Raw genomic sequence first — 13,206 nt, 5'->3', positions numbered from 1 at the left:
GTAAGATCCCTGAAAGATGATCAGGTTGATAGGTCAGAGGTGGAAGCGTGGCGACATGTGGAGCTGACTGATACTAATCGATCGAGGACTTAACCAATATATATTTTAATGATGATTCTAAAGTCTGTTATCTAGTTTTGAAGGAATAAACCTTCTAACTGAATTTAGTCTGGTAATGATGGCAAAGAGGTCACACCCGTTCCCATTCCGAACACGGAAGTTAAGCTCTTTTGCGCCGATGGTAGTTGGGGGTCTCCCCCTGTGAGAGTAGGACGTTGCCAGGCTAAGCCCCTAAAAGTAGGGGCTATTATTTTGTACATAGTTGTATGTGGCCCCTTGGTCAAGCGGTTAAGACACCGCCCTTTCACGGCGGTAACACGGGTTCGAATCCCGTAGGGGTCACCATATTGGAGGATTAGCTCAGCTGGGAGAGCATCTGCCTTACAAGCAGAGGGTCGGCGGTTCGATCCCGTCATCCTCCACCATTACCTATAGTGCCGGTGTAGCTCAACTGGTAGAGCAACTGACTTGTAATCAGTAGGTTGGGGGTTCAAGTCCTCTTGCCGGCACCACTTTCAAATTTGTATGAGCCATTAGCTCAGTTGGTAGAGCATCTGACTTTTAATCAGAGGGTCGCAGGTTCGAATCCTGCATGGCTCACTATTAGTTTAGCGGGCGCGACGGAATTGGCAGATTCCATCTTGTAATGCCCCGTAGTTCAATTGGATAGAGCATCTGACTAACAGATCAGAAGGTTATGTTATGGTTCGATTCCTTTTGGGTGCGCCTTGATACGGGAAGTAGCTCAGCTTGGTAGAGCACTTGGTTTGGGACCAAGGGGTCGCAGGTTCGAATCCTGTCTTCCCGACCATCTATGTGTCTAAACATTTATTATGGGGCCTTAGCTCAGCTGGGAGAGCGCCTGCCTTGCACGCAGGAGGTCAGCGGTTCGATCCCGCTAGGCTCCACCATTATTATAATTATCGTATACGCTTCATTATTTGGCGGCGTAGCTCAGCTGGCTAGAGCGTACGGTTCATACCCGTGAGGTCGGGGGTTCGATCCCCTCTGCCGCTATAAAATTATGCAGCTGAATTTTTAATTATTACGGAGGTATACCCAAGTCCGGCTGAAGGGATCGGTCTTGAAAACCGACAGGGGAGTCAAATCCCGCGGGGGTTCGAATCCCTCTACCTCCTCCATTTTTTCAAAAAAGGTCACACAATTCATATCGTCGCGGGGTGGAGCAGTTCGGTAGCTCGTCGGGCTCATAACCCGAAGGTCGCAGGTTCAAATCCTGTCCCCGCAATCTGGTCCGGTAGTTCAGTTGGTTAGAATGCCTGCCTGTCACGCAGGAGGTCGCGGGTTCGAGTCCCGTCCGGACCGCCATTTTTATTCAGTAGATAAACTTACTGTTGATATAATTTGTTTGGCTCAGTAGCTCAGTCGGTAGAGCAAAGGACTGAAAATCCTTGTGTCGGCGGTTCGATTCCGTCCTGAGCCATCATTAGCTTAATACGGAGGGGTAGCGAAGTGGCTAAACGCGGCGGACTGTAAATCCGCTCCTTCGGGTTCGGCAGTTCGAATCTGCCCCCCTCCACCATTCATTATAGGGGTATAGTTTAAAGGTAGAACAAAGGTCTCCAAAACCTTCGGTGTGGGTTCAATTCCTACTACCCCTGCCAACTTAAAATTCATCTTACATTATGGCGGTTGTGGCGAAGTGGTTAACGCACCTGATTGTGGTTCAGGCATTCGTGGGTTCGATTCCCATCAGTCGCCCCATTTATTTTATCTTATTGGGCTATAGCCAAGCGGTAAGGCAACGGATTTTGATTCCGTCATGCGAAGGTTCGAATCCTTCTAGCCCAGCCATTTTATATATGCGGGTGTAGTTTAGTGGTAAAACCTCAGCCTTCCAAGCTGATGATGAGAGTTCGATTCTCTTCACCCGCTCCAAAATGGGCCTATAGCTCAGCTGGTTAGAGCGCACGCCTGATAAGCGTGAGGTCGATGGTTCGAGTCCATTTAGGCCCACCATAACCTTATATGTTGTTCCGCAGTAGCTCAGTGGTAGAGCATTCGGCTGTTAACCGAACGGTCGTAGGTTCGAGTCCTACCTGCGGAGCCATTTTTTTATATAAGGAAGTACTCAAGAGACGCCCCTACTATGGATGTAGGTCCGGGTAATCGGCGTGAGGATTCAAATCCTCTAAGGTGCGTAAAAACTAATCTTACTTGGGTTAGTTTTTTTGTTTTATTCATTCAGCAAGTGCCACAATTTACGTCAAAAAGTTTTACAGAACTTAGAGCCTCTTTTTAACATAAGCCTCCCGTATTTGGCATCAGGTACGATCTATGTAGCCCCACACTCCAGCTACCTAATTCACTTTATAACTATATCCATTGAGATTACTGAAGTATTACTTAAATAGTTTTTTTGCTGAAACTACTGTATCACGTATAATATGTTAGGCGTATATAAAAACAGAGCAGTATTTTTTATTTCGTCCCCATTCAGTTAACATAGAGGTAGAATAATTGAATCCTTTTTCAATAAAAAAGGGGTCAGATCCTATATCTACTTCAAACCGACCCCATTTTCTAAAAGTGGGCTTATAATGAGTGAATTCTTATTCAATGAAAAAACCGCCAATCCCTTGATACGTATGGGGTTGACGTTTTTTTATTTTTAGCGTCCCAGATAGGAGTCGAACTTACGACCTATAGATTAGGAGGCACTGTTAAATTTCAGTTTCCTTTACAATAGGTTTGAACTGTTTATAAATCCTACTATAACGGCAATTTCCACGCTTTTACCGTATACCAAGCGTAAAATACTAAATAAAAGTGTCTGACGTTTCCGAAGCAATGTTTCCGATTTTTATGATACAAGCTTCACTAGTTTGTTTTCAACATAATTACGATTTTCTGCCGCTCGAGCCCCGCCTGAAAGCCTTACTGAATATTTACCAAAAGATTCAAAAACTAAATACAAAGTGTTCGATCGTATATATTTACTGAATGAATCATGTTTTAGCTATTATTCAAAATTCCCCTCTTTTGAACGATTTTTTCGTAATCATAGCGATACTTAGCAGGTGAAACGTTCATCATCTCAGTAAATACGCGCGTAAAGTAATGCACTGATCCAAAGCCGGTAACGTCAGCTATCTCTTTAATAGGAATGCTTGTTGTTTCAAGCAGGCGGACCGCCTCCTTTACCCTTTCCTTACGAATATAATTGGAGAAACTTTCACGAAGTTCATTAGAAAAGAGCCTTGATAAATGACGTTTAGAAATGTGAAGATAGTTGGCGACATGTTCTAGCTTCAATGGTTCTGATAAATTATCACGAATGAACAGCTTTGCTTGATATAGATGTGTTGGAGAACTAAACATTTTTTCTTGACTTCGACTTCTCTGAGTAGCTTCGGAAAACATAGAGTTAAAGGACAGTATGAGCGTGTGTGCCATATTAGTAATTAAATTAAAGTCGTTGATACCGCCTTTTGACGTATAATCTACCAATGCCCTCCATATTAAGGCGGTTGGGGAATCATCGGCAACATTGACACAAATCTTATTTGTTTTCGCCAGCCGATTAAACATGCTAATGGCATCATCCTTTGATTTTTCATGTGAAATCTCGAAAGCAACAAATACAAGAAAAAGTCCTGTTTCACTTAAAATTTGGTGCTGAACGTTCGGACGGGATAAAAATACTGTCCCTTTCTTTAACGGATATTGTCCATCCATGTCTTTATAAAGTCCTTCTCCACTTAGTACATAACAAACTTCAAAAAATGAATGCCTATGTAACGGGGTGTTAAAATGCTTCGGGGTAACTCCCCAATAATGCACCTTAAAGGCAATTTCTTCTCCAAGTGGTTCCATTGCATATTGAGCCAAAATCCCTTCACTAAGTTTACATGATTGGATTACCAAAAATATCCCTCCGATGTCCTCATAAGACAAAAAAATAGCCTATTCTGATAAAGACTGGAATCTATAAATTTTTTAAAATTATAACAAGTATACTATCAATTTTAAGGGAGGAAAATATTATGATTACTTTAAAGGATGCTGACTTTTACAAAGAAAATGGATACTTACTTGTTAAGGGGGTTTTTACTAAAGATGAAGTAGAGCAAATGAGAAATGCGGTTGAAGACATTATTCAACGTGCAGCAAATGCAAAACAAGATCAAAATCATGCATGGCAAGGGGAGCATATCCCACCAAACGAGTTAAAAAAACTTGTTTTAAAAGGGTTTCATGACGTTCATTATCATGATGCATCGTTCTCTAGAGCCATTATCCATCCAAGTATGGTGTCTATTTTGCAAAAGCTTATCGGACCGAATGTACAATTACATCACTCCAAAATGCTGGTTAAACCACCTGAAAAGGGAGCAGCTTTTCCAATGCATCAGGATCATCCGTATTTTCCACATGAAAGTCATACCATGTTGGCAGCTAGTGTTCATCTTGATGATGCAGACTTGGAAAACGGATGTCTAAGGGTTATACCAAAATCTCATAAAGAAGGATCGATCCCACATGTAGGGCGTCACTACTTAAATCATAAGGAATACCCGATTTCCATAGGGACTCCGTGCCCTGCCGAAGCAGGCGACGTTCTGTTTTTTAATTATTTAACGATACATGGCTCGGATAGTAATCACAGTGACCGGCCGCGTAGAAACGTATTATTCCAATATCGTGATCCGTCGGATAAACCGACTGCCGATGTACACGTGAACTGGGGGCAAGGCTTGATGGTCTGTGGAGAAAATCCAACGTTCCGTGACTATCAGGCTGATTTTGCCTCAAAAATAGTGAAATGAAAGTTGAATGCAGCTAATTTGGTCTGAAACACATACAAACACGGATTATAGTGCGGCGACTCTTTCCAATTAATTCGCCTAACTTCGTTTAGCGTTTCGACTGACTTGAACGTTGATAGATTGGCGAATGTGTCCGCCGAAGCTATGATATCTATTCGTTTCTTCATTGATAATGGCTCCCTTTTCGTAAAAGGACGCAGGCCCCGCGCTTAGGCATATTTAAATAAGCGTATTGAATCTCCGCTTTTTTCGTGGTATACTTAAGATCTCAAATTTCTTGCATTTTAAATGCGACGGGACGTTCGGTTGTTAGCGCAACCGGCGTCTTTTTTTGCGTATTTTTATTTGTTTTGACGTAAGACACGATGCGCTGGCGAATACCTATTGTGTTGTTGCCGAACATGTTCGCTGTCCATTTGTATATACTTCCTCGTTGTTTTTATATCAGCGTGATCGACGATCTTTTGAAGCGTGAACATATCTCCTCCGTTTAAAATATAATTTCTACAGAAAGTATGGCGGAACATATGCGGGTGCAGTTTCGGTATTTCTAGCTTCTTCTTAAGGCGTCTTTCTTCGTGCAATTTAACCAACCTTTTCGCGATCTCTCTACTAACGGGTATCTCGCGACCTCGGACGGAATGTATATTACGCAGCGCTTAACGCCGATATGGTCAATCTTCAAATTAACGGCTTCTTGAATCCGCATTCCACTGTCTAATAAAAGCAGGCACAGCGTTTTATCCCGCCATTGCGCAAACTGACGTTCATCATAACTACTAAGCGACCGGTCGACCTCGGCGTCAGCTAGTCCTGGCACTTCGTCCAAATGGTCGGAATTCCCGCGCTTAATATTGGCTGTTGGATTAGTTGGAAGAATTCCGTCTTTTATACCAGAACAAGCACATCGTTTTCAACGTTCTAAGACGCATGTTGACCGTATGAGGCGATAACCCTTTCGTAAGGCTATTTCGTCCTTCTACCTCTGCATATGCGACGCGTTCCTTCATTCAATAAAGAATATGGCTACGGATCAAATCAGACGTCAATTCATCTACGTAGAAAGGAGACGGGTCAGTATAACGCATCAAGTATGTAATATGCTCGCGGTAATTTCCGATAGTGCGCGGTCGTACTCCTTCGGCTTCCTTTGCCTTAACGAATATATCGAGTGCTTCTTCGATGTTGTAGCGCGTATCGGGTGTAGGTAGGACTGGCAGTACGTGGGACAGAATCGCCGGCTGTCGGACCTCTTGCGCCAATATAGCCTTGTCTCATTGCGGATTCACCTCCGATTAAGTCTTACGTACAGCCTCACGTTTGTCTTACGGCGTACCTTAAAAGAACACAAAAAACCCGACATATCAGCGCTAATTCACCGTTGATTGAACGGGTCTATAACGTTGATATATCGGGCTTCGGTTACCTGTATTAGCGTCCCAGATAGGAATCGAACCTACGACCTACAGCTTAGGAGGCTGTCGCTCTATCCTACTGAGCTACTGGGACATATAAATAGTTGTGACTGATATATTATAGTTGTTATAAGAAAATTTTTCAAGGTTTATGCGCTAAAGAAAATTGTATTCACTTTGAAATAAATAGGGGGATTGTTTAGGTGTTTTTTAAATCGCCAGACTATTTTGTATTTACGCTGTGATAAAATGGGAAAGAATACTTTTATATTTCCTTCATTTTAAAAAGATTGCGCCAATAGTAATAACCTCAAGGAATTCGAATAGAGTTCATAAAACAATTTTTGCGGGGGGAATCTAATGAAGAAAAATCTATTGTTAATAGTAGTTCTTATTTTTGGAGGCTCCCTTTCACTATATACCCTAGATAAAGCCAAAACAAAGAAACTTCATACACCTCCAGAGTTACTCGCGACAGTTGATGGAGATAAGGTTGCTTATCAGGTTCGCAGTTTTGAAAGGGACGGGATTGTAATTGTGAAAGGCGAAAAAGAAGATCCAATTACTAAGGTTAACCCTCGAACAAAACTTATAATTGATTTCGCTGAAGAACCCGAAAGTTTCATTGTTTCAGAGATGAATAGCTTTGGGGATGAAGAGGATTATTTAAGAACGGAGGAGTGGGATACAGTCAGTTTCAGAGAGTATGCCTTGGACAACTGGGTTGGTTATAAATCTTATGTCATCCATGCAAAGTGGAAAAATGGGCAAGAGGCGACATATTCCATTAAACTGGACGTTAAGCAACTCGTTTCTTATCAGGGATTATTGCCAAGGGAACATGAAAACAGTGCTTTGATTATCCTTGGAAAATCGGGTGTTAGTCCTGTTAATTTTGATGAAAATAAGTATGATTTAAGCCCTATTCACACGATGGATGCAGATGGAAAATTACCATCTGGATATCCTGAATTGAAAATAGAAAGCACCCCCACCTATATTATTTTTGACTATACTCAAGAAGTGTTCCGAACTGATGATGACGAAGAGCTAATAAAATACTTAGAATCCATGCAGAGCAAAGAATAAAAAGTAGTTGTGTCAGAGGATTATTAAACATGATTGTCTGTTGACTCACAATGCAATAATTTTCTGACTAGTTTTCGCATTCAATTGTGTATAATAGATGGATAGAAGCGAAATACATAAACGAAATAGGTGTCTGATCTAGGACTTAAAAGAGAAGTTGGTGAGTGCCAACGCGGTTCCACCACTGTATGAAGATATGGATGGTACCGTAACGTAGACCATAAGCCAGGAGGCCTGCCTGTATTCGTGCACCCAATTTAATTTGCCTGCGGGTATGGGAAGGTGTGTGGCAGACATATGGGGACATCTGTTCATACTATAGACGATTGACTTATAAGGGTCAGACTTCCTAAAAGAAATAGAGGAGGCTGATCTTTTATTTATTCCCTCTAAAAATGCATGGTAAGGGAGTAGTGGAATTTGGGAGATTTGAAAATAGGTAAAATTTTACAAAACAACAAACAGCTAGCTTATATACTCGCATTTGCATTTCTTGCTGTCTCGATGATTGTTGGAATTTCAGTAGGTTCGGTTTCAGTGCCTGTGTCTGAGCTTTTTCGAATTATTGGCAAGGAAGTTTTTCATTTACCGCTGTCAACTGAAGCAAATGTGATGTTTTCGAATATTGTGATGAAAATACGCTTGCCTCGTGTTGTTTTGGCAGGATTGGTAGGAGCATCTCTTGCTATTTCTGGTGCAGCGTTTCAAGGTCTTCTGCGTAACCCGTTGGCCGATCCCTATACACTCGGCGTTTCCTCGGGGGCTTCTGTGGGGGCGGTTGTAACACTATTCTTCGGGTTGTCACTACCTGTTATCGGGTTATTTACTTTGCCATTATTAAGTGTCCTATTTTCGTTCCTGACGATTTTCTCTGTACTGTTGTTTGCACAGAAAATGGATCGCTCGATGAAGGTAGAAACGATTATTTTAACAGGGATTATTTTTAGTTCGTTTTTAGGCGCATTTATTTCCCTGATGATTGCCATGACTGGAGAAGAATTACGTCAGATTATTGGCTGGCTATTGGGGAGTGTCTCAATGCGTGGCTGGAGCTATGTGGGGATTATTTTGCCATTCTTTATCGTGGGAGCTGTGATCCTTATGCTGAATGCACGTGAATTAAATGCCTTATCCTTTGGAGAAGATCGTGCACAGCATTTAGGTGTGAATGTGAAACAAAGAAAGCTACTGATTTTAATTGCAGGTTCGCTGCTAACTGGGGCTGCTGTGGCTGTTTCAGGGACAATAGGCTTTGTTGGCTTGGTGATTCCACATTTCACGAGACAGCTTGTTGGTCCGGATCACAAGCATTTCTTGCCGTTATCGATGATCATTGGAGGTGGATTCTTAATTCTGGCAGATCTTGTTTCAAGAATTATTATTTCCCCAGCTGAATTACCAATTGGTGTTATTACCGCGTTAATTGGTGCCCCTGTCTTTGCCATGATCTTATTAAAACGGCGCAGGATAGAAAGAAGGTGATGAATATGCTAACTGTTACTGAATTAATAGGTGGGTATACAAGGGAAATGCCTGTTTTGAAAAACCTTACCTTCGAGGTTGCCAGAGGAGAATTGTTTGGAATTCTTGGACCGAATGGAAGTGGAAAAACTACGCTGCTCCAAATGATGAGTGGCATATTACCTTATCATAGTGGAGAAATCATGCTTAAAGGAAAAAGGCTGCAGGATTATCGTACGAAGGAACTTGCTAGAGTCATTGCCGTTCTACCTCAGCACTCTACACAGGCTTTTTCCTATACGGTAAAAGAGACGGTCTCTCTTGGTAGATATGCGCATCAAAAAGGTTTACTGCAGAGTTGGTCAACGGAAGATGAAGAAGTTGTGCAAAAGGTTATGGAACAAACAGGTGTCACCCAATTTCAACATGTACCTTTTGAACAGCTTTCTGGTGGTGAGAAACAGCGTGTCTTGCTTGCACAGTCATTGGCACAAGAACCGGAAATTCTTTTTCTAGATGAGCCAACGAATCATTTGGATCTTTCCTATCAGAAGGAGCTACTCGACTTGATGAAAAGGTGGACGAAGGAAAAAGACCTGACTGTTATTTCTATTTTCCACGATTTAAATCTTGCTAGTCTATACTGTGATAGATTGCTACTGTTGGAAAAAGGAAGGATTCAGATCAATGATAGGCCGAATGAAGTGCTGAAACGAGAACGCATTCAAGCGGTATACCAAACGGAAATTGAAAATCGACCACATCCGAGTCTTCCTAAACCGCAACTTTTCATTGTTCCGGCTCATCTTGCCAAGGAGCAGGAGGCACTGGTGATTAATGAGCGATATTTAGAAAGAAATGATGAGTGGATTGCATTGAATTCACCGATCCCGCTTAAGACGCTATCTTCTGGAGTAACAGGAGCTGGAGACAGCTGGAATCAAACGTTTGTGAACTGTCACGTTAAGCGTACTTATGATTGTCATGATCCTCTCGAGGAAATGATAGAGTACTTGTCTGCAAAAGGATTTAATCCAAGCGAAACGGTGGGCATGATGACGAATGTTGATGTGAAGACAGCGGCAGTACGTTTCTATGAAGGCGATGATATCTCCACTTTCATCGTGGTAACGGCGGGTAAAGGAATTCCGGTTCATACATCTCATACTGAAAGAGCTAAAGGACCCAGCGTCCATACATGGGTGTTTGTGAACGGGTGTTTACCGGAAGAAGCGTTTATTCAGAGTCTTGTTATTGCAACAGAAGCAAAGGTAAAGGCGTTATATGAATATGGAGCAGAAACTACGACGGAAGATAGCGTCTTAATTGCTGCCTCGCAACGGGGGACAAACATCCGACAAGGTGAATCCATGGAATCATTAGTTCAGCTAGTTAGCACGGGGGTGTATGAATGTACGGTGCTGGCAATGAAAAATAGAGAATGGAAGGATGGCTGAAATGGAGACGGCACCCATCTACTTTATCACTGGAGGCGTACGTAGCGGGAAGAGCACGTTTGCGGAAAAAGCAGCTCATGAGCTGGCGCGAGCTCATACTGGAACCTTGTTATATTATTTGGCTTGTGGCAGAGCACAAGATGAAGAAATGCAGCAGCGGATTGAGTTGCATCAGCAATCTCGTCAAAATAGTGTTGTTCCATGGCAGTCTGGTGAGTTCCCTAGAAATATTGACAACTCCATCCCTTTTTACAATAAACAGACAATCGTCTTGTTGGATTGTTTGACCACTTGGCTCGATAATGAGTTGTTTTCGATAGATTCAGAGCTCGGCAAACAACATCTCCAAAACGTCTTTGAAAAAATGATGGGAAGTATAGAAACAATACGAAATCATTGCTTCAGCTTGATTGTGGTCAGTAATGAAGTATTGCACGAACCTTTACCAAGTAGTGAAATCGTACAGGCTTATCAAAAAACAATTGGTAGGCTGCATCAGGAACTTGTTGCTCGTTCAACTCAAGCCTATTTGGTTGAATCGGGTATTCCACTCATGATGAAAGGGAGCAAGTAAAGAATGAGCGTATTCATCGGTTATTTAATTAATCTTCAGTTCTTCACGGCAATTCCGATCAAAAAACAGCTTCCCATGGATGAACCATCCATTCATCGAGCTGTTCAGACCTTTCCACTTGCAGGACTGACACTCGGTTTGCTAGTCAGCGGCAGTCTCTTTGCGCTCATGGAGTGGACGCCTTTCTCCTTGCTTGCGATTAGTTTCGTTGTGTGGCTACTGACGATTATTCTAACAGGAGGCCTTCATCTTGACGGATGGATGGATGCGAGTGATGCGTTTTTTTCCTATCAGGACAAAGAAAAGCGGCTTGAAATTATGAGCGATCCGCGAACGGGAGCGTTTGGTGTTTTATCTGTGATCGTCTTATTAAGTGCAAGGTTTCTATTTATTTATGAAATCATTTCAAGAATGAATCTCAGTTCTTTTTTCTTAATTGCCTTAATTCCTACCATAAGTAAAATGGTGATGGGGATGTTGCTCTATACAGCGCCGCTTGCTAAACAAGATGGATTGGCAGCATTTTTTCAAAGAGCAGCGAAAAAAAGTAGTATACATATATATGGCTTGTATCTAATTGTCTTATTAATTATGGCATTTTACATAAGCTTGCCTTTACTTTATATGAGTTTAATCATGATAGCGGTAGCTTGTATTCTCTTTTTATTGATCCGCAGGAAAACCACAATTTGGTTCGGCGGAATCACAGGCGATGTTCTGGGAGCATCGGTAGAAGGAGTGGAGCTGTTTTTATGGCTGACGGTGTGGGCCTTTCCTTACTTCGCCATGGTATGACGGAGGCGAATGTTAAGAAGCAATATGTAGGATGGACAGATTCACGGTTGACAACAGAAGGGTTGCAGGAACTAGAGCGATTACAATCAAGCTATCCAAACTATGATCGGTTGTATTGCAGCGATTTAAATCGTTGCATCCAAACTGCAAATATCTTATTTCCAAATTTTGAGCCTATTTTAAAGAGAGAATTTCGTGAAATGAATTTTGGTGAGTGGGAAGGAAGAACCTATGAGCAATTATTAAGCTCCTCTTATTATAAGCGCTGGTTGGAGCGTCCGTTTGAAATAGAACCGCCACGTGGGGAGAGCTTCGACGACTTTAGTAAGAGAGTAAATCGGGGCTGGAGCGAAATTGTAGAGGATATGAAGCGGAAGGAAACTAAATCTGCTGTAATCCTTACACATGGTGGGGTGATCCGTGATTTGCTTGTTAAATATGCTCCCGAGCAAAAGCCGTTTTGGGGCTGGGAAATTTCTTACGGTTGTGGGTACGAGCTTTACTGGAAGAGCTACGAGCAATTGAGGAGGGGTGAGAGATGCACTTTGTTACAGGCGGTGCCTATAATGGAAAAAGAAAATGGGTAAGGTCGTTACATGAACAAACCCAATGGCTTTCTGCTTATTATGATTATCCACTCCCGCTTCGTTCAAATGATTTTTTAGAAAAAAAGATTGTATTAGAAGGAATTGAGATGTGGATAAAGAATGATGTAGAGAGTAGCGATGGTTCAAACATTCGTGCGAATTGGAAGACGTACATTCAAACATGGCACGACTGGGAGCAGGAGCAAGGAGATCGAAGAATCATTATAATTGGAACCGACATTTCAAAGGGAATTGTCCCAATGAACAAACTAGACCGAACTTGGCGTGATGTTACAGGTTGGGTCTATCAAGACTTGACGGTCCTATCCAACCGCGTCGATATCATTTGGTATGGCTTAAATCAACAATTAAAATAAGGAGATGAAAGCATGAATATTTACACACGTACAGGAGATAAAGGGAAAACCAGCGTCATTGGCGGCCGAGTGGATAAGGATGACGTTCGAGTGGAAGCGTATGGAACGGTTGATGAGGTGAACAGCTATGTTGGGTTAGCTATGGCGGAATTAGATCGTACAAAGTTCGCAGATGTTTTAGAAGACCTGGAGAAGATTCAGCATGAATTATTTGATTGTGGCGGTGATTTAGCAACGATTTCTGATAAAGCACCGGAAAAGCTAACAGCAGAAGCGATTACGTATTTAGAACAGCGTATTGATGAATATATTTCGGAAGCACCACCACTTGAGAAATTTATTTTACCAGGGGGAACGAAGCCAGCCGCAACGATTCATCTTGCTCGTACCGTTGTGCGTCGGGCTGAACGACTGACTGTAACGCTTGTGAAATCAGGGGCCGCTGTTTCTCCTTTGTCACTACAATATTTAAATAGACTGTCTGACTATTTCTTTGCACTTGCACGGGCGATTAATGTTCGCCTTGGGGTTAAAGATGTAGAGTACGTTAGAAGTGCGAAGGTGTTCCACAACACCAAGAAAAAGGAGCAAACGGATTGAA

Annotated in this window: 13 protein-coding genes, 19 tRNA genes, 2 rRNA genes and 1 riboswitch; of the genes, 29 read left to right on the top strand and 5 right to left on the bottom strand. The window is 42.2% G+C overall.

The annotated features are described in order from the left end of the window. The 20 genes from ACIQZI_RS19525 to ACIQZI_RS19430 all read left to right on the top strand — a co-directional run. A 23S ribosomal RNA gene (locus ACIQZI_RS19525) occupies positions 1-97 on the top strand; the annotation flags it as partial. Positions 98-168: 71 nt separating this feature from the next. After that, positions 169-284, top strand: a 5S ribosomal RNA gene (gene rrf / locus ACIQZI_RS19520). A gap of 46 nt (positions 285-330) precedes the next feature. Continuing rightward, a tRNA-Glu gene (locus ACIQZI_RS19515) sits at positions 331-405 on the top strand. Positions 406-409: 4 nt separating this feature from the next. Further along, positions 410-485, top strand: a tRNA-Val gene (locus tag ACIQZI_RS19510). A gap of 11 nt (positions 486-496) precedes the next feature. Then, positions 497-572: transfer RNA gene (locus tag ACIQZI_RS19505), tRNA-Thr, on the top strand. Positions 573-587: 15 nt separating this feature from the next. Further along, positions 588-660: transfer RNA gene (locus ACIQZI_RS19500), tRNA-Lys, on the top strand. Positions 661-794: 134 nt separating this feature from the next. Then, positions 795-871, top strand: a tRNA-Pro gene (locus ACIQZI_RS19495). A gap of 24 nt (positions 872-895) precedes the next feature. Then, positions 896-971, top strand: a tRNA-Ala gene (locus ACIQZI_RS19490). A 32-nt stretch (positions 972-1,003) separates the two neighbouring features. Beyond that, a tRNA-Met gene (locus tag ACIQZI_RS19485) sits at positions 1,004-1,077 on the top strand. A 32-nt stretch (positions 1,078-1,109) separates the two neighbouring features. Beyond that, positions 1,110-1,202, top strand: a tRNA-Ser gene (locus ACIQZI_RS19480). 33 nt (positions 1,203-1,235) lie between these two features. Next, positions 1,236-1,309: transfer RNA gene (locus ACIQZI_RS19475), tRNA-Met, on the top strand. Positions 1,310-1,312: 3 nt separating this feature from the next. Continuing rightward, positions 1,313-1,389: transfer RNA gene (locus tag ACIQZI_RS19470), tRNA-Asp, on the top strand. A 42-nt stretch (positions 1,390-1,431) separates the two neighbouring features. Beyond that, positions 1,432-1,504, top strand: a tRNA-Phe gene (locus tag ACIQZI_RS19465). Positions 1,505-1,519: 15 nt separating this feature from the next. Next, positions 1,520-1,603 (top strand) — tRNA-Tyr (locus tag ACIQZI_RS19460). 8 nt (positions 1,604-1,611) lie between these two features. Continuing rightward, positions 1,612-1,685 (top strand) — tRNA-Trp (locus ACIQZI_RS19455). 24 nt (positions 1,686-1,709) lie between these two features. Beyond that, a tRNA-His gene (locus ACIQZI_RS19450) sits at positions 1,710-1,785 on the top strand. A 15-nt stretch (positions 1,786-1,800) separates the two neighbouring features. Next, positions 1,801-1,875: transfer RNA gene (locus tag ACIQZI_RS19445), tRNA-Gln, on the top strand. A 10-nt stretch (positions 1,876-1,885) separates the two neighbouring features. Then, positions 1,886-1,959: transfer RNA gene (locus ACIQZI_RS19440), tRNA-Gly, on the top strand. A gap of 4 nt (positions 1,960-1,963) precedes the next feature. Continuing rightward, positions 1,964-2,040: transfer RNA gene (locus tag ACIQZI_RS19435), tRNA-Ile, on the top strand. A 16-nt stretch (positions 2,041-2,056) separates the two neighbouring features. Further along, positions 2,057-2,131, top strand: a tRNA-Asn gene (locus ACIQZI_RS19430). A 905-nt stretch (positions 2,132-3,036) separates the two neighbouring features. Here ACIQZI_RS19430 and ACIQZI_RS19425 read toward each other — a convergent pair. Continuing rightward, positions 3,037-3,948, bottom strand: coding sequence for a helix-turn-helix domain-containing protein (locus tag ACIQZI_RS19425; RefSeq protein ID WP_403076183.1), 912 nt, complete (start codon positions 3,946-3,948; stop codon positions 3,037-3,039). 119 nt (positions 3,949-4,067) lie between these two features. Between ACIQZI_RS19425 and ACIQZI_RS19420 the strand changes: the two genes are divergently transcribed. Next, positions 4,068-4,850: a phytanoyl-CoA dioxygenase family protein gene (locus tag ACIQZI_RS19420; protein WP_403076180.1), complete on the top strand. Its 783-nt coding sequence runs from the start codon at positions 4,068-4,070 to the stop codon at positions 4,848-4,850. Between the two features lie 341 nt (positions 4,851-5,191). Here ACIQZI_RS19420 and ACIQZI_RS19415 read toward each other — a convergent pair whose 3' ends face one another. The 4 genes from ACIQZI_RS19415 to ACIQZI_RS19400 form a co-directional block, all read right to left on the bottom strand. After that, the gene (locus ACIQZI_RS19415; RefSeq protein WP_403076177.1) at positions 5,192-5,434 is read right to left on the bottom strand and encodes a tyrosine-type recombinase/integrase; all 243 of its coding nucleotides are present in this window, start codon (positions 5,432-5,434) and stop codon (positions 5,192-5,194) included. Continuing rightward, positions 5,401-5,670, bottom strand: coding sequence for a tyrosine-type recombinase/integrase (locus ACIQZI_RS19410; RefSeq protein ID WP_403076239.1), 270 nt, complete (start codon positions 5,668-5,670; stop codon positions 5,401-5,403). Before ACIQZI_RS19410 ends, ACIQZI_RS19415 begins: the two co-directional genes overlap by 34 nt. 335 nt (positions 5,671-6,005) lie before the next feature. Further along, positions 6,006-6,128: a hypothetical protein gene (locus ACIQZI_RS19405; protein ID WP_403076174.1), complete on the bottom strand. Its 123-nt coding sequence runs from the start codon at positions 6,126-6,128 to the stop codon at positions 6,006-6,008. Positions 6,129-6,285: 157 nt separating this feature from the next. After that, positions 6,286-6,359: transfer RNA gene (locus tag ACIQZI_RS19400), tRNA-Arg, on the bottom strand. Positions 6,360-6,625: 266 nt separating this feature from the next. On the opposite strand from ACIQZI_RS19400, the gene ACIQZI_RS19395 reads away from it, so the two are divergent. The 8 genes from ACIQZI_RS19395 (at position 6,626) to ACIQZI_RS19360 (ending at position 13,205) form a co-directional block, all read left to right on the top strand. Next, entirely contained in the window at positions 6,626-7,354 is a 729-nt protein-coding gene (locus ACIQZI_RS19395; protein ID WP_403076171.1) for a hypothetical protein, read from the top strand. A 110-nt stretch (positions 7,355-7,464) separates the two neighbouring features. Next, a riboswitch (cobalamin riboswitch) is annotated at positions 7,465-7,610 on the top strand. A gap of 164 nt (positions 7,611-7,774) precedes the next feature. Continuing rightward, the gene (locus tag ACIQZI_RS19390; protein WP_403076168.1) at positions 7,775-8,836 is read left to right on the top strand and encodes a FecCD family ABC transporter permease; all 1,062 of its coding nucleotides are present in this window, start codon (positions 7,775-7,777) and stop codon (positions 8,834-8,836) included. Then, entirely contained in the window at positions 8,836-10,272 is a 1,437-nt protein-coding gene (locus tag ACIQZI_RS19385) for an ATP-binding cassette domain-containing protein (RefSeq protein ID WP_403076235.1), read from the top strand. The genes ACIQZI_RS19390 and ACIQZI_RS19385 overlap by 1 nt, the downstream gene beginning before the upstream one ends. Beyond that, a complete protein-coding gene (locus ACIQZI_RS19380; protein ID WP_403076165.1) occupies positions 10,265-10,846 on the top strand; it encodes a bifunctional adenosylcobinamide kinase/adenosylcobinamide-phosphate guanylyltransferase in 582 nt (193 codons plus the stop codon). Before ACIQZI_RS19385 ends, ACIQZI_RS19380 begins: the two co-directional genes overlap by 8 nt. A 3-nt stretch (positions 10,847-10,849) precedes the next feature. After that, the gene (gene cobS / locus ACIQZI_RS19375) at positions 10,850-11,641 is read left to right on the top strand and encodes an adenosylcobinamide-GDP ribazoletransferase (RefSeq protein ID WP_403076163.1); all 792 of its coding nucleotides are present in this window, start codon (positions 10,850-10,852) and stop codon (positions 11,639-11,641) included. Then, complete coding sequence (locus tag ACIQZI_RS19370; protein ID WP_403076161.1) at positions 11,599-12,228, top strand: histidine phosphatase family protein; 630 nt, start codon at positions 11,599-11,601, stop codon at positions 12,226-12,228. The genes cobS and ACIQZI_RS19370 overlap by 43 nt, the downstream gene beginning before the upstream one ends. Further along, positions 12,180-12,605, top strand: coding sequence for a bifunctional adenosylcobinamide kinase/adenosylcobinamide-phosphate guanylyltransferase (locus ACIQZI_RS19365; RefSeq protein ID WP_403076158.1), 426 nt, complete (start codon positions 12,180-12,182; stop codon positions 12,603-12,605). The genes ACIQZI_RS19370 and ACIQZI_RS19365 overlap by 49 nt, the downstream gene beginning before the upstream one ends. Positions 12,606-12,617: 12 nt before the next feature. Further along, a complete protein-coding gene (locus tag ACIQZI_RS19360; protein WP_062185219.1) occupies positions 12,618-13,205 on the top strand; it encodes a cob(I)yrinic acid a,c-diamide adenosyltransferase in 588 nt (195 codons plus the stop codon). Position 13,206: the final 1 nt, after the last annotated feature.

Source organism: Peribacillus sp. NPDC096379 (genome assembly GCF_044762875.1).
Taxonomy (GTDB): Bacteria; Bacillota; Bacilli; order Bacillales; family DSM-1321; genus Peribacillus.
The sequence above is the reverse complement of the archived record's forward strand: the minus strand, read 5'-3'. Positions and strand labels throughout refer to the sequence as shown.